The 25,395-nt window shown below is 72.9% G+C and carries 16 protein-coding genes; 6 read left to right on the top strand and 10 right to left on the bottom strand.

Translation table 11 applies throughout. The features are described from left to right. Nucleotides 1–10: 10 nt before the first annotated feature. On the bottom strand, nucleotides 11–2,623 hold the full coding sequence (locus tag WMF34_RS02630; protein ID WP_437992318.1) for a hypothetical protein: 2,613 nt from the start codon (nucleotides 2,621–2,623) through the stop codon (nucleotides 11–13). 73 nt (nucleotides 2,624–2,696) lie between these two features. Between WMF34_RS02630 and WMF34_RS02625 the strand changes: the two genes are divergently transcribed. Further along, complete coding sequence (locus tag WMF34_RS02625; RefSeq protein WP_437992317.1) at nucleotides 2,697–4,241, top strand: WD40/YVTN/BNR-like repeat-containing protein; 1,545 nt, start codon at nucleotides 2,697–2,699, stop codon at nucleotides 4,239–4,241. A gap of 65 nt (nucleotides 4,242–4,306) precedes the next feature. Here WMF34_RS02625 and WMF34_RS02620 read toward each other — a convergent pair whose 3' ends face one another. The 5 genes from WMF34_RS02620 to WMF34_RS02600 form a co-directional block, all read right to left on the bottom strand. Further along, the gene (locus WMF34_RS02620) at nucleotides 4,307–5,212 is read right to left on the bottom strand and encodes a hypothetical protein (protein ID WP_437992316.1); all 906 of its coding nucleotides are present in this window, start codon (nucleotides 5,210–5,212) and stop codon (nucleotides 4,307–4,309) included. 10 nt (nucleotides 5,213–5,222) lie between these two features. Continuing rightward, nucleotides 5,223–6,080, bottom strand: coding sequence for a hypothetical protein (locus WMF34_RS02615; protein WP_437992315.1), 858 nt, complete (start codon nucleotides 6,078–6,080; stop codon nucleotides 5,223–5,225). 282 nt (nucleotides 6,081–6,362) lie between these two features. Further along, a complete protein-coding gene (locus tag WMF34_RS02610; protein ID WP_437992314.1) occupies nucleotides 6,363–7,928 on the bottom strand; it encodes a vWA domain-containing protein in 1,566 nt (521 codons plus the stop codon). Nucleotides 7,929–7,939: 11 nt separating this feature from the next. Then, entirely contained in the window at nucleotides 7,940–9,385 is a 1,446-nt protein-coding gene (locus tag WMF34_RS02605; RefSeq protein ID WP_437992313.1) for a hypothetical protein, read from the bottom strand. A gap of 464 nt (nucleotides 9,386–9,849) precedes the next feature. Further along, a complete protein-coding gene (locus tag WMF34_RS02600) occupies nucleotides 9,850–11,007 on the bottom strand; it encodes a zinc-dependent alcohol dehydrogenase (protein WP_437992312.1) in 1,158 nt (385 codons plus the stop codon). A gap of 332 nt (nucleotides 11,008–11,339) precedes the next feature. On the opposite strand from WMF34_RS02600, the gene WMF34_RS02595 reads away from it, so the two are divergent. Beyond that, a complete protein-coding gene (locus tag WMF34_RS02595; protein ID WP_437992311.1) occupies nucleotides 11,340–12,227 on the top strand; it encodes a DUF58 domain-containing protein in 888 nt (295 codons plus the stop codon). 1 nt (nucleotide 12,228) lies between these two features. Then, the gene (locus tag WMF34_RS02590) at nucleotides 12,229–14,286 is read left to right on the top strand and encodes a vWA domain-containing protein (RefSeq protein WP_437992310.1); all 2,058 of its coding nucleotides are present in this window, start codon (nucleotides 12,229–12,231) and stop codon (nucleotides 14,284–14,286) included. A 65-nt stretch (nucleotides 14,287–14,351) separates the two neighbouring features. Here WMF34_RS02590 and WMF34_RS02585 read toward each other — a convergent pair whose 3' ends face one another. Further along, entirely contained in the window at nucleotides 14,352–14,867 is a 516-nt protein-coding gene (locus WMF34_RS02585; protein WP_012233107.1) for a hypothetical protein, read from the bottom strand. 365 nt (nucleotides 14,868–15,232) lie between these two features. Between WMF34_RS02585 and WMF34_RS02580 the strand changes: the two genes are divergently transcribed. Then, nucleotides 15,233–16,948 (top strand): FG-GAP repeat domain-containing protein, encoded by a 1,716-nt coding sequence (locus tag WMF34_RS02580; RefSeq protein WP_437992309.1) that lies wholly within the window; start codon nucleotides 15,233–15,235, stop codon nucleotides 16,946–16,948. Between the two features lie 91 nt (nucleotides 16,949–17,039). Here WMF34_RS02580 and WMF34_RS02575 read toward each other — a convergent pair whose 3' ends face one another. Both WMF34_RS02575 and WMF34_RS02570 read right to left on the bottom strand, forming a co-directional pair. Beyond that, complete coding sequence (locus WMF34_RS02575; RefSeq protein WP_437992308.1) at nucleotides 17,040–17,624, bottom strand: Uma2 family endonuclease; 585 nt, start codon at nucleotides 17,622–17,624, stop codon at nucleotides 17,040–17,042. A gap of 100 nt (nucleotides 17,625–17,724) precedes the next feature. Continuing rightward, nucleotides 17,725–18,873 carry a serine/threonine-protein kinase gene (locus WMF34_RS02570; protein WP_437992307.1) on the bottom strand — a complete coding sequence of 383 codons (1,149 nt, stop codon included), beginning with the start codon at nucleotides 18,871–18,873 and terminating at the stop codon, nucleotides 17,725–17,727. Between the two features lie 409 nt (nucleotides 18,874–19,282). Here WMF34_RS02570 and WMF34_RS02565 point away from each other — a divergent pair, with 409 nt between their 5' ends. Next, complete coding sequence (locus tag WMF34_RS02565) at nucleotides 19,283–22,396, top strand: VWA domain-containing protein (protein WP_437992306.1); 3,114 nt, start codon at nucleotides 19,283–19,285, stop codon at nucleotides 22,394–22,396. 128 nt (nucleotides 22,397–22,524) lie between these two features. On the opposite strand, the gene WMF34_RS02560 is transcribed toward WMF34_RS02565, so the two are convergent. After that, nucleotides 22,525–23,862, bottom strand: a complete 1,338-nt coding sequence (locus WMF34_RS02560) for a hemopexin repeat-containing protein (protein ID WP_437992305.1) — start codon at nucleotides 23,860–23,862, stop codon at nucleotides 22,525–22,527. A gap of 446 nt (nucleotides 23,863–24,308) precedes the next feature. On the opposite strand from WMF34_RS02560, the gene WMF34_RS02555 reads away from it, so the two are divergent. Then, entirely contained in the window at nucleotides 24,309–25,070 is a 762-nt protein-coding gene (locus tag WMF34_RS02555; RefSeq protein WP_437992304.1) for a hypothetical protein, read from the top strand. The last annotated feature ends 325 nt before the right edge of the window (nucleotides 25,071–25,395 follow it).

The raw sequence follows: 25,395 nt of genomic DNA, 5'->3' as shown, positions 1-25,395 counted from the left end.
CAATGCGCCGTCACGAGGGGGGCCCCGCGCCGGCGAGGCGCGCCACCTGCGCCCACGCGCGGGCCGCCTCCTCGTGCCCGGTCGCGGCCGCGAGCTGCGCCAGGAACTGCGCGCACGCCTGCTCGCCGTGGGGATCCTCGGCCTCGCGGGCGCGCGCGAGGGCGCTCAGCGCCTCGAGGAGCGCGCCCTCCGTGCGGCCCGCGGCGGCCAGCGCGACGCCGTACGCGAGCAGCGCCCGGGCCCGCTGCGAAGGCGACGCGTCGGCCTCCGCGGCGATCCGGAAGCGCCGGAGCGCCTCCTCCTTCGCGCCGCGCCCGAGCGAGATCAGGCCGGTCATGCGCTCCGCCAGATCGAGGTGCTCGCCGGTGCGGCGGAGCTCGCCCACGAGCCGCTCGAGCGTGCGGAGGTCGCCCTGGACGAGCGCCTGCTTGGCCAGCTCGGCGAGGCGGACCGCGATGTCGTTCATCGACAGGACGGGCGACTCCGTGGTCTTCGCGAGCAGATCTTCGGTGGCATCGCCGCACGGAAGGCCGACGTCCGGGGAGGTCGCGTCGGGAAAATCCTTGGGCTCGTCGTCCGGCTGCGCCGCGGGCGCGCCGGGGCGGGAGCGCTCGCCGACCGGCGCCGGCGCCGAGCGCTGCGGCTCCGGCGCGTCGCCGACCACCTCGATGGGCGTGCGGTGGGTGGGCGGCTGGCTCGACGAGCTGTCCGGCGCCCCGTCCCGGTGATCGCTCGCGGTCTCCTGCTCGTCGGCGAACGCGAGCAGCTCCGCGGCCGAGCCCTCGAGCAGCGCGTCGCCGGCCGCGCGCCCGGCGCGCCCGGCGAGATCGGCCGCGGAGCGCCGATCCCCGGCCTTCGCGGCGTGCCACGCGGCGTCGGCGAGGCCGAGCACGCTGGCGTGATCCTCGACGACCCGCGCCGCGGCCAGGTGCCACGCGGCGCGCTCGCCCGGCGGGACGCCCGCGAGCAGGGCGTCGCGCAGCGTGCGCGAGGAGAGCCGCAGCCAGCCAGGCTCCGGCCGGAAGACCCAGCCGGCGCCGAGCAGCGCCGCCTGGACCGCGGCGACCTTCGGGGCGCCGGTGCCGCCGCACAGCGCGTCGATCGCCGCGTCCGACGCGTCCCCGCCGAGGGTCGCGAGCGCGGTGAGCACCGTGCGCTGGCCGATCGCGAGCAGGCGCAGGCGGCCCTCGATCGAGCGGAGCGCGGGGGGCGCGGCGAGCTCGGCGCCGGTCATCGTGCGCGGGGGCCTGCCCCGCCCGGCGCTGCGCCGGCGCGGCCCGACGCTCCTGCCGATCCAGCGCAGCGCGCCGCTCTCCAGCGCCTCGCAGAGGAGCTCGCGCACGGCCAGCGGGAACGCGGGCGCGCGCGCGGCCCAGCGGCGCGCGCCCGCCTCGTCGATGCAGCCGTCGAGGAGGCGGCGGACGAGATCCTGCGCGCCCTGCGCGGAGAGCGGCCCCAGCGTGACCGTCGCGGCGGGGGTGAGCGCGGTGAGCGGCGCGGGGAGCGGATCCGAGCGCCCGAGCCGGGCGACGGCGCGCGGGCCGCCGCCCGGCGAGAGGGCGAGGGCGATCGCGTCGAGGCTCGCGGCGTCGACCTCGGAGGCGTCGTCGACGGCGAGCAGGCCGACGCGGACGTCGGACGGGGCGAGCCACACGGCGAGCACCTCGGCGGCGATCCTCGGCTCGACGCCCTCGCCAGCGAGGAGCCGGGCGAGCGCGGGCTTCAGCCGATCCGGGAGCGCCGGCGCGCGGGCGCGGCTCTTCTCGGCGCGGAGCGCCGCGCGCGCGAGGGCGCGCCGGAGCGCGCCGAACGGCTCGCGCGAGGCCCCGATCGGCGCGACGAAGAGGCTCCGCGACGGCGCGAGCAGCCTCTCCAGATCGAGGAGCAGCCGCGTGCCGCCCGCGCCGGGCTCGGCCCGGACGATCGCGAGGGAGCCGGGGGGCACGGCGAGCTCGGCGAGCTCGGCCTCGCGGCCGATGAGCGGCGGCTTGCACAGGCGCGCCACGCTCTCGGCGACCTGCCTGCGCAGCGGCTGCTGCGCGTCGAGGCGGACGCCGCGCACCCGGCGCGCGCCGTCGATGCCGCGGTGGGCGCCGAGGGTCATGAGCTCGCCCGAGATCACGGCGGGGAGCGCGGGATCGAGGAGCACGTCGCCGGGGAGCGCGACGCGGGCGAGCATGACGGCGACGAGCAGCGGCTGCCCCCAGGAGAGCGCGGTGAAGCGCCCCGCCTCGCCGACGTAGGTCATCTCGCCCTGCGCGATGCCGACCGCGAAGCGCGCGTCGGGGTGCACCGCCGCGTCCTCCGCGGCGAGCGCGGCGAGCAGCACGGCCTCCTCGACGTCGTCGGGGGTGAACTCGAACGAGAAGGTCTGCGCGCTCCAGGCGCACAGGGTGGCGCCGAGCGCCTCGGCGCGCTTCTTCAGCGCGAGCGCCCGCGCGAGGTAGCTCTCCTCGCCGCGCGCGGCGCTGCCCGCGGCGCGCGCGGCGCCCTTCTGGCGCGACGGCGGCGCGGGCGCCCGCGGCGCGCCGCGGCGGCCGGGCCACGGCGCGACCGCGTCCGTGCTGTCTGGCTGCGAGAGGGCCGCAGTACCTCGAAAGGACACGACGATGCGCTCCGGCATTGCGGCGAGTGTAGCGGGGCGCGGAGGGCGCGTGGGCGGTTCTCGGCGCGCGCCGCGGTACGATGGATCCCCGATGCGACCGCCTCCCCCGCGCGCCGTGAGGCCGGGATCTCGCCCGGCGCGCGCAGCCGCGCTCGCCGCGCTCGCCGCCGCGGCGCGCGCCGTCGCGCTCGCTGCCGTGCCGCGCGCCGTCGCGCTCGCCGCCATGGCGCTCCCCTCCCCTGCGGCCGCGAACGGCGTCTTTCCCTCGGCGGACCAGCTCGTGTTCGACCCGGCGGATCCAGCGCGCGCCGTCGCCCGGATGACGTACGGCCTGCTGGCCACGCGAGACGGGGGCGCGAGCTGGCGCTGGATCTGCGAGGGCGCGGTCGGGTACGACGACACGGCCGGCCAGTCCCCGCCCATCGCGGCGGCGGCGAGCGGCCGGGTGCTCGCCGCGCTGGCCGACGGGATCGCGGTCGGCGCCGAGGGCGGCTGCGCCTGGGCGCGCGCCGCCGAGCTCGAGGGGCGGGAGGTGATCGATCTCTCGGTCCGGCAGGGCGATCCGTCGCACGTCGTCGCGGTGGCCGCGGGGACCAGGCACGGCCTCTGGGCGTCGCGCGACGGCGGCGCGAGCTGGACCAGCGCGGGGACGCCGCTCCCGGCGGGCTTTGTGGCCCGGACGGTCGACGTCGCGCCGTCGGATCCGCGGCGGGTCTACGTGAGCGGCCTCTCGAGCGAGGGCGGCTCCGTCAAGGGGGTGCTCGCGCGCTCGGCCGACGGCGGGGAGACGTGGCAGACCGCGGCGGTGCCGGGGAGCACGACGTCGCGCGAGCCGTACATCGCGGGGGTCGATCCGCTCGACGCCGACGTGCTGTACGTGCGGATCGCGAGCGCGCCGGGGCGCCTGTTCGTCTCGACGGACGGCGGTGCGGCGTTCGCGCCCGTGTTCACGACCGAGGGCTTCGTGCGCGCGTTCGCGATCTCGCCCGACGGCGCGACGGTGGCGGTGGGCAGCGACGTCGACGGCGTCTTCCGCGCGCCCTCGTCGACGCTGGCCTTCGAGCGCGTCTCGAGCGTCGCGCCGCGCTGCTTCGCCTGGACGGATTCGGGCCTCTACGCGTGCGCGAGCGAGTTCCTGGACGGCTTCACGATCGGCCGCTCGCTCGACGGCGGCGCGACGTTCGAGCCGCTGCTCCAGCAGGGGTGCATCCGTGGTCCTCTGGAGTGCGCGGCGAGCACCGCGGTCGGAGCGGTCTGCCCGACCGACTGGCCGAGGATCGCGCTGATAACGGGCCACCGGGACTGCACGCCGGACGCCGGTTCACCCGCGGCCGGCAGCGGCGCGAGCGCCAGCGCGACGGGCGCGACGGGCGCGGCGGGCGCGACGGGCGCAACCGGCGCCGGCGCCGCGGCGACGAGCGGCGGGGGCCAGGCGAGCGCCGCGGGTGCGGGCGGAGCGCCCGACGGACCAGGCGGCGGGGCGCCGCCTTCTGGCGGGGCGCGGCCGAGCGAAGCGGGCTGCGGCTGCCGTACCGGCGGCGCGGAGGAGGGCCGGGCCGGCGCCGTTGCCACCGCGTGCCTGGCGGCGGCCGCGGCGGCGCGGCGGAGGTCGCGACGCGCTGGCGTCATCGCATGAGGGGTACTTGGCTGAGCCAGGATCAAAACGGACGGCCTGGATGAGCCGCTCCGACAGCGCATGTGTCATGGAGATAGGACGACCCGCTGCGCGGCCGTCCCGACGTCGCCGTTCGGGTCCTCCAGGGTGACCTGGATGTCGAGCGCTTGCCCCCGGACGGTCTCGACCGGGAGCCCCCGGTCCACCTGGAAGCGCACGCCGTCGATCTCGCAGCCGCCCTCCGCGGCCCTGTGCAGCGTGATCTGCGCGGTGAAGGGAAGGAGCTCGAACTCCAGCTCGGGGAAGTACCCCTCCACGGTCAGGCGCGAGCCCATCTGGCGAAGGCCCGTCACGCGCAGCGCGAGCCACACGTGGTGCCCCCCTTGAGGGCCCGCCTCGATCGGCACGACCTCGCCATGCTCCAGCGAGGCGAACGCGTCTTGCCCCAGCCCGATCACGACCGCGGGGTCGCCAGAGGACGGCGTCTTGCACGCGTCGCTCGCTGACGCGATCCACTGCGGGTCGTAGTCGTCGAGCGCGGAGGGGGCGATGAAGGGGTCGACGCACGCCCCCGCCGCGCAGGTCGCGCTCGCCGCGCACGAGGTCGCGCAGCACGCCTCGTCGAGCGAGACGGGCAGGAGCACGCTCCGCCCGCCAGCCGCGCGGGTCGCGGCCTTCCGCGTCAGGACGGGAGAGGCCTCGCCGTCGCGGAACGCCGCGATGGACAGCTCGACCTCCGCGCCGTCCCGCGCTGGCCCCACCTCGAGCTCCGCCGGGAGCGACAGCTGTCCCCTCCGGTACGAAAGCTCCTCGGTGCGCGTGACGACTCCATCCACCTTCGTGGTCCGCTCGACGCGCTCGATATCGAAGCCGACCGCCAGCTCCGTCGTGAGGCCGACCACCACGAGCCCATCGGCCGCGTCGCTCCCACAGCCTGCGGAGCACAGGAGGAGCAGCGAGAGCAGCGTCCCGGGGATCGGCCGCACGCTCATCTGAAGTCGATCAGCTCGACGTGTGGGATGAACGCTTGCGGCGCCGCGCGAGCCAGCCCGCCACGGCCGCGAGCGCGGCGAACGGCGCGGCGAGGGAGGCCTTGCTCGCAGGCCTGAAGGCGCACATGCCGGCGGCGAGGTTCCCGTCGATGCCGTCTGGACCGATGGTGACCTCCGCCTCGACCTCCACGCTGACGCCCTGCGCGAGCAGCGCGTTCACGCACGCGGGGATCTGCGATCCGGAGATGATGTACTTCCCATTGCAGAAGAGCGCGCCGTCGCCGCTGCAGGAAGCATCGCAGTTCGCGCGGAACTCGTGCTCGCAGTCCTCGAATTCCTCGTTCTGACATGTGGTCTGGCAGTCCATGTTCGCGCCGGCCGTGCACGAGCCCCCGCAGCACTCGATACAGTGCTGGTAGCAGTCGCCGTCCACCGTCACGCACTGGGCGTCGCACTCGCTGTCGCAGTTCGCGTCCCACGTGGCGGCGCACTGGGCGGCATCGGCGGCGCCGGAGCACTCGACGTCCCGCGTGGTGGTGCACTCGGCGAAGCAGTTGTGGGAGCAGGTGATCGCGACGCCGCGGTCGCATTCCCCCGAGCACTGCTCGGTGCAGCTGTCCGTGCAGGTCGCCTCCGCCGAGAGGGTGCACTCCGTCTTGCAGACCGGCACGAGCTTCGTGGCACATGCGGTCTTGTAGATCCCGAGCTCGCTGCAGCCCGTGGTGCACTCGCCCGTGACGCGCACTTCGCAGTTCGACAGGCCCTCGAAGCGAATGTTGCCGCATTCGGGGACACCCGCGCTCGCCGGCAGAGCGGCCGTGAGGCAGACGGTGATGCTCGCCAAGCCGAACCACATGGATCTTCGCATAGGTGCACTCTCCTCCTCGACGGCCGCGAAAATTCGATCCTACACAAGGCGTTCGCCGCGAGGAAGCGACATCGCCGCGGCGCACGTTTGCGGCGCACGGGACGCGTTGTTGTGTACGCGTACACGCGTACACGCATGCACGCGGAGCGCATGTGGAGACGTGGAGACGTCGAGACGCGTGTTGAGGGGGATCGACGTGAATGCGGGTCACGGGCGCGGCGCGCTGGTGTCACCCGGCGCGCGTCGCCGTCACCTGGCGCGCGCTGGCGGCCTGGCGCGGGGTCAATCTGCGGGCCAGGGGTTCGGCGGATCCGCCGGCGTGTAGGGCTGCACGTTCGCCTCCGCCGCGATGAGGTTCTCGATGAACAGATCGACGTAGCGCAGGTCGTCCTCGACGTCGGGGTCCGGATGATCCGCGAGCCACGCCTCGACGTTCGGCCGCAGCGCCTCGAGCGTGCGCCGCGCGGTGCGGGGGTCGGCGTCCGCGGCGAGCTGGGCGGCGAGCTTGAAGCCGGCGAAGAGGTTCAACATCACGAAGCCCTTCTCGACCGTGTCGCCGGAGAAATAGCCGGCCTCGGGCGGCGCGTCGGGCGCGCTCGGCGCCTCGATGTCGACCTCCTGCGCGTGCGCCTCGCCCGTCAGCGGGTGCCGCCACGACAGCGCGAGGCTGCCCACGGCGCGCGGGTCCTCGACGCCTCGCTGGTCGGGCTTCGGCACGAGCTCGAGCAGGATGGCGCCTCCGCCGCCGCGCCGGCCGGAGCCGACGGGCTCCGCGGCGCTCGTCCTGCCGGCGAGGAAGAGGCTCGGGATGTGCACGGCGCCGCCGCGCTCGCCGCCCTGCCAGCCGTTCGTGCCGTACGCGCCGCGCACGACGTAACCGTCGCCCACGGCGACGTCGAGCTCCACGTCGAGCGCCAGGGGCACGAGGAACGTCTTCACCTCCTCGGCGAAGACCTCCTCCACCGCCTTCGGGTCCTCGAGGAAGTAGAAGTTGCCCGCGCCGACCTCGCTGATCCCGCGCATCGCGTCGACGTCGAACTCGGCCCCGACGCCGATGGCCGTGAGGCCGATCCCCTTCTCCGCGTACCCAGCCGCGAGCGACACGAGCCGCTGAGGCGAGGTGAGCCCGGCCGTGGCCACGCCGTCGGACAGGAAGATCACGCGGTTCTGCCAGGCGGGATCGAGGTGCTGCTCGGCGAGCGCATACGCGGTGAAGAGCCCCTCGTACAGGTTGGTCGACCCCCGCGCGGTCAGGCCCTCGAACGCCTCCGTGAGCGCCTCCCTGTCCGAGCCCTCCGCCTGCTCGAGGACGACCTCGGCCGCGTCCGAGTAGCGGACGAGCGAGATCCGGTCGGTCGGCTGGAGGGCGTCGATCATCTCGACGAGCCCCGCCCTGACGTAGGCGATCGGGTCGCCTTCCATCGAGCCGCTCGTGTCGACGGCGATGACGAGGTGCAGCGGCGGCCGCTCGAGCGCGCCGAGGTCCACGGGCGAGTTCATCCCGATCTGGATGAGCGTGCAGGGCGAGCCGCTGATCATGTTGCCCATGATCCCGAGCAGCCCGTGCATGCACACGTCCTCGCCGCACGTCGCGGACGGGTAATCGAGCTTGTGCTCGGCGAAGAAGCCGACGTCGTCGAGCGTGTCCGGCCCGGGGATCTCGCCGTCCTCGAGGATCTGCCGGAACAGGCCGAAGTCCTGCGCGCCGCCCTGGGAGACGCCCACGCTGCCCGGGGGATCCGTGGGTGCGGCGAAGCTGCCCCGCGCGTCACCGGAATCGGCGCAGCCGGCCGCGCCGAGCGCGGCGGCGGCGCCGAGCGCGAGGACATCATGGATTCGGAGCTTCATGGCGTGACCTCCTACGGCGCCGCGGCGGCGGCGACCAAGACCGACTCGAGCAGGCGGGGTTGATCGATGGGAACGGTGAAGCACTCCGCGTCGCGCACGGGCATGTCGTCGGCGCGCACGAGGAAGAGCGCGCCGGCGCCCTCGGCGAGCTCCGCGCTCTCGCCCGGCCGCAGCGAGACGACCCCGGAGACGCCCTCGCCGAGGAGCGACGCCTCGAGCGGCGCGACGAGGCTTCCGCACGCGTCGTGGAACGCGCCGCAGCCCGGGAGCGGCGAGAGATCGGCCGAGAAATCGGCGGCCGGTTGCCGGCCGACCATCGACCAGCGGGCGAGCACGTTGCCTCGCAGCGCGAGCACGGCGTGCGTCGCGCTCTCGACGTGGATGCCGCGCGCGAACGCGAGCTGGTCCCGCGGGAGCTCCGGGTACCTGCCGCCGTCGATCGCGACGGAGCTCACGCGGAGGACGTCGCCTTCGCTGAACGGGATCGCCTCGGCAGGAGCGCAGAGGAAGAAGGTGTCGCCGCGCTCGAGCGTGAGGGCATGACAGCCGTCCGGAGAGGACGTCACGCCGGTGAGGACCCCTGCCCCGGGGACGGGCAAGGTCCAGTCGAGCCCGCTCCCCGCGGCGTACGCGCCGCACGCGCTCACGGGCGACGGCGTCTCGAGGGGCGGCGCCGGGAAGACCGCCGGGTGCTCGGCGAGCTCGAGCCTGGCCCCGGCGCGCTGCAGCGCGATCATCCGATCCGGCTGCGGGTTCTCCGTCGACGTGACCAGCAGCTGCTCCGGAAATTCCGCCGCGGACCACGCGAGGAGCGTGAGCGGCAGCCCGTCGGCGTCGATCAGATAAGCGTCGCACCCGGCGTTGCCCAGCGGGAGCGCGCGGCCGGGCGCGATGAGCCAGGTCTCGGCGTTCGCGAACAGATCGCGCGAGAGGGCGCTCGTCGGGTCGTCGAGCACGACGCCGCAGTCGACCCGCACCGACTCCCGGAGGCGCCGCACGCGGATGAGCAGCTCGCTCCCGGTCGTGTTGCCGATCACGAGCGACGCGAGCTCCTGCGGCTGCGGCGGCGCGCACCCCTCGGCCTCGCCGCACGGAGGCGGATCGTAGCTCGTGGCCACGCAGGACAGGCTGCCCGCCATCAGCGCCAGGCGGTGGGCGACCGGGCGCGCGGGCGCCGGCCGCGCCATCGCCTCGCCGAGCACGCGGTACGAGGCGAGGAGGACCGGCAGCGCGATGAGGTCCGTCGGGTCGACGGTGATCCGCCACGGGAGCGGCGTGAGCGCCATGAGCCCCTCGACCGCGCGGGCGGCCTCCGGAGCGAGCTTGATGGCCGAGAAGACGACGCCGATGGCGACGTGCGCGCCGAGGAATCCCCGGCGCGAGGTCACGCGGAGCAGCGAGGCGAGGACCGCGGGCGCGACCAGGAGCCCCGCGAAGTCGCTGAGCTTCCCGGTCAACCACCCAGGGAGCACATAAGAGCCCTTGAGGGCGTGATCGTTGAGGACGAGGAGCGCCAGGGCTCCTAACCATAAGGGGTGAAGGAGCGTTCGAATTGAGCGCAGATCTCGAGCCATCGGGAGCTCTCCTTCCGTGCGATCAGAGGCCATCGCGGGTGGCCGAGCCAGCGAGCGGGGCGCTCGCCGAGGTCCGGCCCCAAGCAAGCGCCATACCTTGAACAAACAAACATCAATTCAACCAATTACAAAGCAACGCGGCCGCGCGCCCCCTGACGCCGGTGTCAGGCAGCAGGGGCGCGCAGCCAGGGTCCGCGTGCCCGCGGCGCCCGAGCGCGTGGCCGCTCCCGAGCGCCGGATGTAGAGAAAATTTGAACAGGGAGGCGGAGAGACAGGGCGTTTGGTGGGATTTTACTCCACGCCTCCACGCCTCCCTGTGAATTTCCCGAAAAATTCGAGGGGATGCTTCAGGGCCTGAGGACGACCTTGACGCAGTCGTCGAGCTTCTTGTTGAAGATCTCGTAGCCGTGCGGGGCGCGCGAGAGCGGCAGGCGGTGGGTGATGATGTCGTCCGCCCGGAGGTGGCCGTCCTCGATGTGCTTGAGGATCCGGTCGACGTAGTTGTGCGCCAGCGCCTGGCCGGCGCGGAGCCTCAGGCCCTTGTCGAAGAGCTGGCCCAGCGGGAAGTTGTCATAGGGCACGCCGTAGACCCCCACGACCGGCACGACCCCGCCCCGGCGCACGGCGCTCATGGCGAGCCGGAGGGCCGATATCGTCCCGACCTGGCCGTGAAGGGCGCTGGAGGCCTTCTCGAGGAGGCCGCGGTGCGCCTCCATCCCGACCGCGTCGACGCACACGTCCGCGCCGCGCCCGCCCGTCATCGCGCGGATCGCCTCGACGGCGTCGACCTTGTCGACGTTGACGGTCTCGGCCTTGGCGACCTCGCGGGCCGTCGTCAGGCGGTACTCTTCCCGATCGACGCCGATGACGCGCGCCGCGCCGCGGAGCCACGCGCACTTCATGGTCGCCAGGCCGACAGGCCCGCATCCGAACACGGCGACCGTCTCTCCCCCCTTGAGCTCGGCCCACTCGATCGCCGTCCACCCGGTGGGGAGGATGTCGGTCGCGAAGAGGACCTGCTCGTCGGTGAGGCGCTCAGGCACCCTCCGTGGACCGAAGTCGGCGTAAGGGACGCGCACGTACTCGGCCTGACCGCCGTTGTACCCGCCGTAGATGTCCGTGTACCCGAAGAGGGCGCCGCCCTTGCCCTCGAGCGTGCCGCCCTCGGGGCCGTAGTGCTTCGGATTGGAGCTCTCGCAATGCACGGGGAGCTCCGCCTGGCAGAAGAAGCAACGCCCGCACGCGATGGGGAACGGGACGACGACCCTGTCGCCCTTCCGCAGCTTCGTGACCTGCGGGCCGATCTCCTCGACGAAGCCCATGAACTCATGGCCGAGCACCATGGGCTTCACCTGGGGGAAGAAGCCGTTGTAGATGTGCAGATCCGAGCCGCAGATCGCGGTCGCGGTGACGCGCACGATGACGTCGGTGGGCTCTTCGATCCGGGGATCCGGGACGTCCTCGACGCGGACGTCCGAAGGTTTGTGGAAAACCAGGGCCTTCACGGTGCCTCCTTTCGGGTGACACATCGGTACGGGGCGCTCGGCGGCTCCACCGGCCGAGCTGGCGCACGGACAGCTGAACCACAGCGCTGGCTCGCATAAAGCGAGCCACGGAGCAGCGGCGCGCCCGCAGGCGGGGGCCCGTCGGCCACGGCGAGCGTGAACGGGGTGCTCTGCCCCACCGTGGCGGTCTGTCTCGACGCCGCGGAGCGACCGCGGCGACCACGGACCGGGCGCAGCCGGCTCCGCTGCCGAGCGCGGGCCGCCGCTCGCTCCTCCGCGACCCCGCCGACCCTGCTGGCACCCCCGCCCGCGCCGATGTCTACTGCTCTCCGATGCTGCCCTCGTCCTCCGAGCCGCTCCTCGGCGCGAGCTTCGTCCGCGAGCTCGAGGTGCTCCAGCGCCGGCTCGAGATCCGCGCCCGCTCCGGCGGCGCCGGCGAGCACCTCGCGCGGCGCCGCGGCGGCTCGGCCGAGTTCAAGGAGCACCGGGCGTACGCGCCCGGCGACGACATGCGGCGGATCGACTGGGCCGCGTACGCCCGCACCGGGGAGCCGGTGCTCAAGCTGTTCCGCGCCGAGGAGGACGTCATCGCCCGCATCGTGTGCGACGCGTCGGCGTCCCTCGACTTCGGGGAGCCCACGAAGCTCGACGCGGCCCGCCGGCTCGCCGCCGCGATCGGCTACATGTCGCTCGCGCGCTCCGAGCGCGCGCAGCTCTTCGTGGCGGGCGACGGCATCGCCCGCGAGCACGCGCCGGTGCGCGGGCGCGCGGGGCTCGCCGCGCTGCTCCGCGCCCTCGACGGCGTGAGGGCCTCCGGCGGGACGCACCTCGCGCGCGCCATCGACGCCGTCGTGCGGCAGAGCGCGCGGCCGGGCCTCCTCTGCGTCGTCTCCGACTTCTTCGACCCCGGCCCGGTCACCGCCGCGCTCGGGCGCGCGGCGCAGGCCGGCCACGACGTCGCGGCCCTCCAGGTCGTCGCCGCCGACGAGCTCGATCCGAGCTTCGAGGGCGACCTGACGCTCGAGGACGCCGAGACCGGCGCGCTCGTCGACGTGACGCTGGACGCCGCGGCCCTCGCCGCGTACGCGGCCCGCTTCGCCGGCCTGTGCGAGGCGCTGCGCGCGTTCGCACGCCGCCACGGGGCGACATACGTGCGAGCGCGGAGCGACGAGCCGCTCGAGGGCGCCGTCCGCCGCTTCGTCTCGAGGAGCGTCGACTGACGTGGCCGCCCCGCTCGCACAGGCCTCCGCGGGCGCCCCGCTCGCGCTGCTCTCGCCCGGCGGCCTGTGGCTGCTCGCGCTGCTCGGCCCGCTCGTCCTGCTCTACATCCTCAAGATCAAGCGGAGCCGCCGGCGCGTCCCCTCGACGTGGCTCTGGGCCGCCGCGCAGCGCGATCTCATGGCGCGCGCGCCGTTCAGGAAGCTCATCGCCCAGCTGCCGCTCGTCCTGCAGGCGCTCGCGCTCGCCCTCCTCGCCCTCGCCCTCGCCCGCCCCGCCTCGCGCGGGCGCGAGCTCACCGGCGATCACGTGGCGATCGTCCTCGACACGAGCGCCTCGATGTCCGCGGCCGCTCGCGGGCCGGCCGGCGAGGCGACGACGCGCGTCGAGCTCGCGAAGCAGCTCGCCAGGGACCTCCTCTCCGGCCTCGCCCCGGGCAGCGACGCGCTGATCATCGAGGCGGGGCGCGACGCGCGCCTCGTCGCGGCGCTCGATCGCGATCTCGTCCGGCTCAAGGCGGCCATCGACCCCATCGCGGCGCGCGACGTCGAGGGCGACCTCGAGGCCGCGGTGGCGCTCGGGATCGACAGGCTCCGCCAGCTCGGCGGCGCCCGCCGGGTCGTCGCGATCACCGACGGCAACCTCGCCCGCCCCGCCTCGCTGCGCGGCGCGTCGCTGCCGGTGGAGGTCATCACGGTGGGCGATGCGGTCGACAACGCCGCCATCGTCCGCGTCGACGTGCGCTCCGGGAGCGCGGTGGTAGGCGCGAGCGGCGCGGGCGGCGAGCGATCGGAGCAGCGCGAGGAGGTGCAGGCCTTCCTCGTTGTCGCGAACTTCGGGGCGCAGCCGCGCGACGTGTACGTGACGATGCGGCAGGACAACGCGTCGGACGTGCTCGGCTCGCGGCGCGTGCTGGTCAAGCCGAGCGAGCGCCTCCCGGTCGTGCTCACGTTCCGCCCGTCGCCCGGCGACTACCGCAAGGGGCTCGTCTTCGAGCTCTCGCCGCGCGACGCGATGCCGCTCGACGACGTCGCTTACGGGCGCGTGCCGGCCGGCGACAAGCTCCCGGTGTTCCTCGCGTCGGCCGGCAAGGGCCAGGGCGGCGACGCCCAGGGCGCGCAGCCGGGGGAGCCCTCCGGCGGCTCCGTCTGGATCGAGCGGGCGCTCGCGTCCGATCCGATGACCTCGGTGACCTCGGGCGCGCTCGCGGACCTGCTCGGGAAGCCCAGCCTCGATCCCGACACGTTCGTGGTGATCGACGGCGCGTGCCCGCCCGATCCTCCGGGGGGCGATCTGCTGATCGTGAACCCGCCGCCCGGGCGCTGCGCCGGCACGCTCGTCGGGCCGACGCTCGAGCGCCCCACGCTCACGTCGTGGGACACGGCGGATCCGCGGCTGCGCTTCCTCACGCTGGACGGCGTGAACCTCCGCGTGGCCTCGTCCCTCAAGCCGGAGGCGGCGACGCAGGAGCTGATCCGCGCCCAGGAGGGCACGATCGCGACCGACATCTCCACCGCCTCACGGACCGGCACGCTGCTCGGCTTCGACGTGGGCGAGAGCGACTGGCCGCTCAAGGCGTCGTTCGTGCTCTTCGTGCGCAACCTGCTCGAGCAGGCGCGAGCCCACCGCGCCCACGGCATCACCGGCCCCGCGCGCACCGGCGAGCCGCTGCGCGTGAGCGTCCCCGCGACCGCGCGGGACCTCCAGGCCATCGGCCCCGCGGGCGAGCGGCTCGAGGTCGCGCAGCGCGCCGGCGTCGCTGTGATCGCGGAGACGCCCCGCGCCGGCTTCTACCGCCTCGCCTGGCAGGGACCGCAGGCCGGGTCCGTCGTCGTGCCGGCGAACCTCACGAGCGTCGCCGAGAGCGACCTCACGCCGAGGCCGCTCCTCGCGGAGGGAGGCGGCGAGGTCGCCGTCTCCAGCGCGGCGGGACAGCCGGACGCCCACGTCGAGTGGACGTGGCTATTGGCGCTCGCGGCGCTCGGCTTCGTGCTCTTCGACGTCTGGTATTTCACGCGCGTGCCGAGGCCGCTGCGAGGCCACGACAGCCCTGCCGCCTAGCGCTGCGGCGGGTCAGGGGAAAGACCGCCAGGGCGCCAAGGCCGCGCCGCGAGGAGCCAGAGGCCCTACCCGGCCATCTCGGCGGATAGGGTCTTCGTCTCGATATCGACCCACAGCTGGAAACTCCCGGCCTCCAGCTCCTTCGCGTAGAAGATCTTCGGGTAGAGCCGACCGTTGAGCCTCATTCCTCGTTTGCAGCTCGCCACGATCGCCGCCCTGGTCGCGGCGAACAACGGGGCCACGTTGGTCTTCTTCGCCACCTGGCGGATCGTGACCTGCTCGAGATCTTGGCCGCGCTGGCGCGCGCCGGCGAACTCGAGCAAATTTGCGGCCTCACGGTCGAAAAAGCCCCAGTCCTGCTCGCCGGCGGGCGCCCTCCGCGACGCCAGGTACACCAGCTGATAGCCGCCGCTCAGATACTCGTGAGCCGCGAGAGGGCTCGCTTCGACGACGGAGAGCGCCGCGCCGCCGTGCGCGCCCTCGAAGCGCTGGAGCACGAGGTGCGCTCTGTGAGAACGAGCGACGTCGGTGATCGTCTCGAAGAGCACGACCGTCGGAATGAACGCCTCTATCGTGGCCATGCGGCGCCTCCAGGGGTGAACGCGTCGTCGATCTCCGAGATCTACATGATACACCACCGCTGGCAACGAACCACACTCTGCCCTGGGCAACCACCCACACGGCGATCCCGCGAGGCTCCCCCTCGGCCGGACTCTCGTGTCCCCGGCTCTCAAGGTTCCTGGTAATCTCGATGAGCTTGGCTCCTGTCCTTTTCTGCTTCTGCCGGCGGGCGTCGCCCGCGAGCACATCCCCCGGAGGACTCATGGTCACCCAGCGTCGCCCGTGCCGTTCCGGTCGCGGGTTCCCCACCAGACCTCGACACACGCCCCCTTTGCCAGGGGCCGCGCGTACCGGCCTGGGTGCGGGGCCCCTCGGCAGCGCGGCGATGCTCCTCGCGCTGCTCGCGACGGCCTGCGCCGGGGGCGAGCTCGGGGGTGGCGCGAGCGGCGGCGGCGCCGGCACGGGCAGCACGGGCGGCACGCGCAACCCGATCTGCGAGGTGGGCACGAGCGCCGGCGAGGTGCAGGCGCCCGAGCACCGGATGGTCCTGCCCGGGCAGACGAGCTGGTACGCGTCGCCGGTGGTGATGGACCTCGACGGCGACGGTCGGAACGAGCTCATCGCCGCTTACTATGCGCTCTTCGTCTTCGACTCGAACGGGAAGGAGATCGATCGCGCCGAGGCCGGGGAGGACCGGGTCTACGCGCCGCACGTGGTCGCCGACCTCGAGGGCGACGGCGCGTTCGACATCGTTTATGGCAACGGTCATCAGGTCTTCGCCTTCGAATGGAACAACGGGCTCGCGCTGAAGGCCGGGTGGCCGGCAGACACCACCACGGCCGGCAACGCCCCCGAGGTGCGCGGGCTCGCCGCGGCGGATCTCGACGGCGACGGCACCATCGAGGTGGTGGCGACGACGACGCAGACCGCGACGACCGAGGACGGCGGCGCGCAGGTCTTCGTCTTCGGCGCGGATGGGTCGCTCTATCGACCCGCGTCCGCGGGCGCCGCCTTCGCGGCCTGGCCTCGGTACAACAACCAGAGCGGCCCGGGGAACGACGCCGATCGCAACGGCATGGGCCACTCCGGGTTCGGGTGTTATGGGCTCAACGTCGGCATCGGCGACATCGACGACGACCCGGAGCTCGAGATCCTGGCCACCTACGACAACCACCACATCCAGGCGTTCAACCACGACGGCGTGGCGATCGACGCCGCGCCGTATTTCAAGAATCGCGACGAGGCGTTCGCCGACCAGCCGCTGACCTGGGGCCAGTTCATCCGCTGGGCGGACCCGAAGGTGGAGGGCGACCATCTTCATCTCCATACCGGGACATGGCCGCACCCGAGCTCCGCCGAGTGGCTTCAGTGGACCGCGTCGCCGCCGAACGTGGTCGATCTCGACGGGGACGGGCGGAACGAGGTCGTCGGGGTACCGAACGTCGAGATGCACGAGCCTTACGAGACGCAGGCGTATGCGGTGATGGTGCTCGAGGGCGCGCACGGCGACGGCAGCCGATCGGCGATGCGCAAGCCCGGGTGGGAGACGCTCCCGCGCGGCGAGAGGCCGCTCGAAATCGACGGTTATTACCCGCCGAGCGGCGTGCCCTCGCCGACGACGGTGAACATCCAGGGGGACGCGCGGCCCGAGATCATCGTCCCGATGAACGACGGCTATCTCTATGCGTTCGGCCCCGACGCGTCGCTCCTGTGGCGATACAACTACATGCACGGCAAATCGATCATGTTCGCGACCGAGGCCACCGTGGCCGACCTGAACCAGGACGGATCACCGGAGGTCCTGCTGGCGACCTACGGCGCTCCCGACGTGCTCGACTCCGGCAACCTCGTGATCCTCGGCGCGAACGGCGCGGTCCTGCACGACGTGCCCCTGCCGAACCCCGGCAGCAACGGCAACGGCAATGGCGCGCCCGCCGCGCCGGCGGTGGGTGATCTCGATGGAGACGGCCAGCTCGAGGTCTTCGTGCAGACCTTCGAGCACGGGATGGATGTCTTCACGATCCCGGGCTCGGCGGCCAATTGCATGCTCTGGCCCACCTCGCGAGGTGGCCCGCTGCGCACGGGCCAGCCCTCGCGGTGACCCGCGCCCTCCTGACCTGCCGCAGGCGGGATCCATGGCCCGATCGGCTCGACCACGAGACGAGCGCAGTCCGCCTCGGTGAGCTGGCGCCTCAGGGCGCGTCGCCCTCGTCCTCGTCGAGCCCTTCCCACCATTCGGCCAGGTCGATCTCTACGTCCTCGAACGGCGCCGCGCGCACCTTCTCGTCTCGCCCGTGCAGCCCCAGCTCGACCCACCGCCCGTTCTCGAGCTGGCTGACCAGCAACGTCCGCCGGACGGGATCCACGTACCAGAGGTGAGGGACGCCGATCTCGGCGTAGAAGCGGCGCTTCACGAGGTTGTCGTAGCCCGCCGTGCGCGGCGAGAGGATCTCGCAGCACCAGTCGGGAACGAGGGAGATGGGTGCCGCGGGCATGCGCGCGCGGCGCCAGCCCGCGACGTCGGGCGATATCTCCGGCGCGCGCTCGATCTGGATGCCCGGCTCGGAGAGGATCCACCACCCTCCCGGACCGCCCCTGCCCCGCTGGTAGGGGTTCTTGAGGTCGGCCGTGATCAGGTCCTCGATGTTCGCGTGAACGAAGCGGGGACGCGGAAAGGCGTACAGCGTGCCGTCGATGATCTCGCCCCGCCAGCCGGGCGGCAGCTCGTCGAGATCGGCGAGCGTGGCGAACCGGACGAGCTTCTCGGCGAGGTTCATGCGCGACCTGTCGCCAGCGTACACCGCCGCCACTCCCGCCGCTCGACCCGCGTTGCGCTCGCCGCCACCAGGCGAACGCCGACCGCATCAGGGGGCTCTCTCAAGGGCAGGCCGTCTGTTCGCCGTGAGGCCGGCCCCGGTGCACCCGGTGCACCCGGCGGCGCGACGACCACCGGCGGCTCGGCCGGCTCCGCTCCTCCACCCACCAGGATGCGCGCGGCGTCGCGCCATCGCCCGCAGGCACACAGGGCTCCTCGCAAGGAAGCCACTCCCCCGCGAGCGACACGCCGCGCGCGTCCTCCCGGACGCCCCGCGCCCTCAGCCACGCGGCGAGCGCCTCGCCGAGCTCGCGCATGCTCGACCAGCGCGACGACGGCTCCTTCCGCAGCCCGCGCTCCACGATCGCCCAGAGATCCGCGTCGAGGCCGCGCGTGTCGACGAGCGACGGCACCGCGTCCTGCAGCACCGCCCGCAGGCCGTCCAGCGCGTTCCTTGACGAGAACGGGGGCCGGCCCGACAGGAGCTCGTACAGCATCGCGCAGAGCGACCAGATATCGGCGCGGCGATCGATGTCAGGGACGGCGAGCACCTGCTCCGGCGGCATGTAGTCCGGGGTTCCGAAGACCTCGAAGCTCGCCGACGCCTGGCTCGCCTCGCGCTCGGAGACGATCTTCGCGACGCCGAAATCGACGATCTTCGGCTGGAGCCGGCCGCCGCCGCGGCGCACCAGCATCACGTTGTCCGGCTTGAGGTCGCGGTGGACGACCCCCTTCTCGTGCACCGCGTGCATCGCGCCCGCGACCGGGAGGAGCAGCGCGATCGCCCGCTCCGGCGCCATCGCCGCCTCGCGCGAGAGCGCGCTCCGCAGCGACTCGCCCTCGATGAGCTCCATCACCAGGTAGGGGTCCCCCGCCGCGGTCTCGCCGAGGTCGAAGATCCGGACGACCTCCGCGTGGTTCAGCCGGCCCGCGGCGCGCGCCTCGCGGACGAAGTACTCCGCGAGCTCCGGCGAACGGAGCTCGGGCCGCATCAGCTTGATCGCGACCTCCGACCCGAGCGCCACGTGCGTCGCGATCCAGACCGTGCCCATCGCCCCCTCGCCGATCCTGCGGACCAGGCGGTACTTGCCCGCGATGAGATCCCCGTCCTGGTGGTGCACGCCGCGCGCGGGCTCGCCCAGGCCCTCATCGAGATCCCATGTGCCGCCGTCCGTGCCGCTCCAGGTGTCCGTGGTCTCGATGCGCGACATGATGTCTCCTGCCCCGGCTGCGCGGCCTCGCCGCACCCATGGCCGCTCGTAACGGCTCCAAAGCAGACGGCGTGCCATCCCTGACAAACATGGAAAGCTGCTCCATGGAAAGGTGCTCCGATGCGCCGGAGCGCCCCATGAAACCCGCTCGACACCGACAGAGACGCCCCACGGCGCCGCCGATGGGGCACTCGGCCACACCCGCCGAAGCGGCGTCCCCGGGCCCGCGCAAAGATGATTTACTGCGGCTCCCCCGCATGCGGACCGAACGGAGGCCTCCCTGATCCCGGCGGCCGCGCTGCGCGCCCTCCCCTACGCCGCCACGCTCGCCGGCGCGCTCGTCTTCGCGGCGCTGCTGCGCTTCGCCCTCCGGCGCGGCGCGCTCCGCCGCCCGCTCCTGCTCGGCTGGATGGTGGCAGGCGCGCTGCCGGCGCTCTACGTGGGCCTCGTCTGGTGCGGCCTGCTCCCGGACGCCTATCTCCGGCTCGCGCGGCCCTGGGGCGCGCTGCTCGCGCTGGGCGCCACGTCGTTCATCGCGCTCCGGTACCTCGCGCTCGCGCTCGCCTCGGCGCACGCCCGCCGGCAGGGGGCGTGGCGCTCGCGGCTCGGCGACTCCCTCGCCCCCTTCGCCGCGTTCGCCGCGGCCATGGCCGTGGCCGGGCCAGAGCTTGGCCGGCCACTCGACCGGCTCACCGTCCTTGTCGCAATCGATCGCAGCCGCTCGATCGACCTCGTGCCGAGCGCCGACCGGCGCGTCGCGCAGGAGCTCTCCGTCGCCGAGCTCGGCATGCGCGAGGACGATCGGATCGCCACCATCGCGTTCGCCGCGGGCGCGGCGACCGAGGATCCGCCGCGCCCGCGCTCGCAGCTCGCGGCCCCGCAGCGGGTCGCGCTCGGTCGAGACGGGACGGACCTCGCCGCCGGCATCCGGCGCGCGCTCGCCGAGGTGCCGCCGGACTCCGCGGCGCGCGTCGTGCTGCTCAGCGACGGCGTCGCGACCCGCGGCGACACGATGGCCGCGGCCGCCGCCGCCGTCGCCGCCGGCCTCCCTGTCGACGTGATCCCGCTGGAGCAGCGGCTCGTCCCCGACGTCCGCGTGGTCGCCCTCCGCGCGCCCGCGCGGGCCGACGAGGGCGAGGCGCTCGATCTGCGGCTCGTCACGTCGTCTCCGTCGCCGGCCGAGGTCGAGATCCGCCTCCGCCGCGACGGCGAGCTCATCGCCCGCACCGAGGCCTCGATCGCCGCGGGGGAAGACGTGCTGCGCATCCGGGAGAAGGCGCCGGGGCCCGGGCTGCACCGCTACGACGTCGAGATCACCGCGAAGGATCCGAGGCTCGACGAGGCCGCCGAGGACAACGCGGCGAGCGCGTTCCTGCGCGTCCGCGGGGCCGCGGCGGCCCTCGTGCTGGAGGGCGACGCCGGGCAGGGCGCGTTCATCGCGCGGGCGCTCGCGGACGGCGCGTTCCGCGTGGACGAGGGCGGCCTGAGCCGCGTCCCCGCCGATCTCGGGGAGCTCGCCGGCTATGACGTCGTGGTGCTCAGCGACATCCGCGCGTCGGATCTGTCGCCGGGCCAGATCGACGCGCTCGCGAGCTACGTCCGCGATCTCGGCGGCGGGCTCCTCCTGATGGGCGGCGACCGGAGCATGGGGCCGGGCGGCTACGCGAGGACGCCGCTCGAGGAGATCTCGCCCGTCGCGTTCGACCTGAAGCAGGAGCGGCGGCGGGCGAGCCTGGCCGAGGTGATCGGCATCGACATCTCCGGGTCGATGGCGGCGACCGCCGGCGCCCACACGAAGCTCGAGCTCGCCAACGAGGCCGCGGCCCGGTCCGCCTCGCTGCTCGGCGCCGGCGATCGGCTCGGCGTCGCGCACGTCGACACGGCGGTGCGGTGGAGCGTGCCGCTCGGGCCGGTCGCGGACGGCGCCGCGATCGAGAAGGCGATCCGCGCCGTGGGCCCGGGCGGCGGCGGCATCTACGTCGACATCACCCTCGAGGCGGCCTACCAGGCGCTCGACCGGGACACCTCGAGCCTGAAGCACGTGCTGCTCTTCGCCGACGGGTCGGACGCGGAGAACATGGGGCCGTGCCGCGCGATGGTGGAGGCGGCGATGCGCCGCGGGACGACGACGAGCGTCGTGGCGCTGGGCCAGGGCAGCGACGTGCCGGAGCTCGAGGCGCTGTCGCGCATCGGCGGCGGCCGCTTCTACCTCGTCGAGGACGCCACGCGGCTGCCCGCGGTGTTCACGCAGGAGACCATCATGGCGGCGAAGAGCGCGATCGTGGAGGAGCCGTTCCACGTCGCGCTGGGCGCGCCGTCGTCGATCACCGCCGGCGTGCCGTTCGGCGAGGCGCCCCCGCTCGGGGGCTACGTGGTGACGGTCCCGAAGAGCCGGTCCACGGTGCTGCTGTCCGGGCCGGAGGGCGATCCGGTGCTCGCCGTGTGGTCGGCGGGGCTCGGCCGGGCCGCCGCGTTCACGAGCGATCTCAAGGGCCGCTGGGGCGCCGCGTGGACGCGCTGGCCCGGCGCGGCGCGGATGATCGCGCAGGCCGCGCGCGACGTGACGCGCAAGGAGGAGGATCCGCGCGTGCGCCTGGAAGCGGACGCGTCGGGCGGCGAGCTGTCGGTGCGGGCGAGCGTGATCGGCGACGACGGGCGTGCGCAGTCGTTCCGCCGGCTTGTCGTGCACGTCGCCGGGCCCGACGGCTTCTCGCGAGAGCTCCCGCTCGAGGCGACGGGCGCGGGCGCGTACACGGCGAAGCTGCCGCTGTCGCGGCCGGGGACCTACGTGGCTGTTGCCCGGGACGAACTCACGGGGGAGGCGGTCGGGACGACGGGGGCGGCGATGACCGCCGGCGAGGAGCTGCGCCCGACGGGCAGCGATCTGTCGCTGCTCGGGCGGATCGCGGAGTTCACCGGGGGCAAGCGGCGCGACACGCTCGCGGGCATCTTCGAGGATCGGGCCTCGAAGCGCTTCGCGTACCGGGACGCGACGCCGAGCCTGGTGTTCTTCGCCGCGCTCGCGCTGCTGCTCGCGGTGGCGGCGCGGCGGCTGGCGCTGCCGGAGGCGGTGATCGCGTGGATCGCGCGGGCGGGAGAGCGGCTGCGGGCGAGGCGGTGGGATCGAGGGGAGGAGGCGGAGGCAGCGCGCGCGGGGAGGACGGTGGGGGCGCTGCTGTCGGCGAGGGAGAGGGGGCGGGCGGGGAGAGAGGGGGCGCAGGTGAGGCCGGCGGCGCGGAGTGATGGGCGGCGCGAGAGGGGAGAGGGCGGTGAGCGCGGCGAGCGCGGCGAGCGCGCGCCGGCGGGGACGGTGCCAGGGAGGACAGCGCTGCCGGCGTGGACGCCGACCGAGAGAACAGCGCCGTCGGCGTCCACGCCGGGGCCTCAACCTGGGTCGGCGGCGGGGCCTCAACCCGCGTCCTCAGGGGGAGCGCGCGCAACCGGCGCGGGCGGCGCGGCGCCGGAGGGACGGCCGCTCACGGCGGCAGAGAAGATCCTGGCGCGACGTCGTGGGCGGTTGTGACACGGCAGAGCGCGACCGTGCCGCGCACGGCTCGGTGCTAGCACTATGGTTGCAGAAGCGGCCGCTCGTGAGGATGTCACCGGGCGGCCAGCCAGAACGCTCCCTCAACTTTCTGCGGAAATCGCGGTCTAGAACAGGGCGCCCGGCCAGTTCCCCGCGATGATGGAAGGATAGCCGTCGTCGACCACGAAGGTGCCGTCGTCGATGTCGATTCGGTCGTAAGCGTTGCCTTTGAAGAAGTACGCCTTGCCGTCGCCGTTGTTGAGCGCCGAATCGATGTTCGCGCCGAACAGGCCCGGCCAGTGGGCCGAGATCGGCTTCGGATAGCCCGCGTCGACCTGATCGCTGGCCTTGTCGTAGCGCAGGTAGTCGCTGCCGCGAAAGAAGTAGACCTTGCCGTTGTCCCAGTCGACCGCGGCGTCGACGCTGGTCCAGCTCGACGGCCAGTTGCGCCAGTTGCCGGCGATCGACCTCGGGTAGCCGGCGAGCACCGACTTGCTGGCGATGTCAATCCTCACGTACTGGCTATCCCGGAAGAAGTACGCGGTGGAGCTATTCCAGCGGATCGCGGCGTCGATGCCGCCGGACCAGCTCGACGGCCAGTTGCCCCAGTTGCTGGCGATGTTGCGCGGATAATGGTCATCCATCTTTAGGTCGTCGGCGTCGACCCGGCTATACAACGCGCCGCGGAAGAAATAGAACTTGTCCTCGCCCAGATTGACCGCGGCGATGCGCATGCTGGCGGCGTTCGGGTGGCCGTAGTAGGCCTGGAGACCCCGGATGTCGCCGCTACTGAGCACGCCGCCGTTGGCCCAGCTGGGATTGCAGTAATTCATGACCGACTCATCGTCGAACGGGCCGACGAGAGTGTCGCCGTCGTGGCCCTGCGGCTCGTCGGTGCAGCTCGCCGGCTGGTCGGGTCGGTTCTGCTCGTGCGACCAGCCGAGGGCGTGACCGAACTCGTGGACGGCGATGGTCTTGACGCAGAACTCGCGCCGCGATGGGTCGGAGCACGCTGTGCCCCAGTGGTTGAACGTGAAGTTCAATGACATCCCGTCCTCTTCGCCGTCGAGATCGCGCCCGAGGTCAATGGTGTGCGGCTCGTCCTCGGTGTCCTCGATGCGAATCCGGATGCCGTCGGCATCGGAGGCGCACTTGCCCCAGCCGGTGAAGATCAGCTTCGAGTGCTCTTGCCAAGTCGCGGTGATGGCGTCCCGCACCCAGCCGCGCCCGGTGGCATTTCCGCCGGTGGCATTTTCGAAGCAAACGGGGATCTTGAGCCGCTTCCAGATCGTGGTGCTGTCGGCGTAGAGCGGGTCGGTCTCGCTCGCGACAGACGAGAGCTCGTCCTCCGACGGCGTGATCGTGCAACCGGCCCAGATGATCGAGGCTCCGATCCCGCAGATAAAATACAATGCTCGCATGTCTTCTCCAGTCGCCGGCCTTTCCCGGCTGACGACGCTCAAGCAGCCGACGTGCCGCTGGCAAACCTGCGAGAGCTGGAGTGCCCTGCCTGGGCAGGCGTCGTCTTGGAGCCATGCTGGCGGAGGCCGGGGACAAATCGGGGAGGTGGAGGCAGGCGCCTCCAGCGGAGGGACCAGCCTCCAGCCCATCCCACCGCGTTCGGCCGGACGCCGAGCTGGGTGAGCCGGCGTCTGTCAAAAGGACGGGTGCACGTCTGGCGCCAGGGATCTTGGCCCCAAACGCTCGCGATCCCGAGCTGAAGGGGAACGAGGATCCTCTACTCGCAGTCGACGAACACGACGTCGTAGGCGATGGTCGCCGAGATTCCCGAGACGCTTACGGAATAGGTTTTGCCGGCTTCAGGGTCCCAACCTGAGGGATCCCCTTGTTCGTAACGGAGCCGGGAATCCATCGCCCGGCGGATGGTTGATGCGGCATGATGCCACCCGTGACCATTGCCGATTCGCTTTCGACCCAGAAGCCCGACCGCGACAAGCTCGGCCTGGAGCACACCCGGGAGTTCGCGGACCGCGTTTTCGGCGCCGACTTGCACGCCTTGCGCGTGCTGTCGCTGGCAAACGGCGTCGCCGGGGTCCTGAACGCCGCCGTCCTGTCGATCCACGCCATCGGGCAGGCCTACGCGAACGTGGCGAAGATCACCGCCAAGAGCGGCGTCAAGCAGGTCGACCGCCTGTTGGGTAACGACGCCCTGTCGCTCGACATCGTGCTGGCGCGCTGGGTCCGGTTCGTCGTGGGAGAGAACGCGTCGATTCTCATCGCCCTCGACTGGACCGACTTCGACAAGGACGACCACACAACGCTCTGCGCCTACATGGTGACGACCCACGGTCGGGCGATGCCGCTGGCTTGGAAGACGGTGAAGAAGTCGGCGCTGAAGGATCAGCGCACTGGACATGAACTGGAGATGGTCGAGCGGCTGCACACCTGGCTGCCCGAGAACGTGAACATCACGCTCCTGGCCGACCGGGCGTTCGGCTACCAGGAGCTCTATGCGCTCTTGGAAGCGTTCGGCTGGGACTTCGTCATCCGGTTCCGAGGCTGCATCCTCGTCGAATCGGCCGAGGGCGCGGTGCGTGCCGCCGAGGATTGGGTGCCGTCGAACGGCCGGCCGAAGTCGTTGGTCGGCGCGCGAGTGACGGACAAGCGTGCCGCCGTGGGCGCCGTGGTGCTCGGCTCGATCGAACTCTGAAGGTCAACACGGTCAAGAAGCGAACGCACTCGCTCTATCGCCAGGGGCTGTACTGGTACCACTGCATCCCCACGATGCGGGAGGAGTGGCTTCGCCGCCTGGTGGATGCCTTTGACCGCATCGTCCGCGAGCATGCGTTCTTCAGCCATTTCTTCGAGGTCAAATGAGGGGATGCCTCAGGGGGCCAAGTCCACCGGCTTCGTCGACGGGCGTCTGCATCGAGGGGATAGGTGCGCGGTCCCAGGGACCGCACCTGCCGCACAACACTATGAAATCGCACGAACTTTTGTCGTCGCCAAGGATCTACACCCAAAGCGCGTCGTGG

Origin of the sequence: Sorangium sp. So ce145 (genome assembly GCF_051525985.1) — a bacterium.
GTDB lineage: Bacteria > Myxococcota_A > Polyangia > Polyangiales > Polyangiaceae > Sorangium > Sorangium cellulosum_B.
The sequence above is the reverse complement of the archived record's forward strand: the minus strand, read 5'-3'. Positions and strand labels throughout refer to the sequence as shown.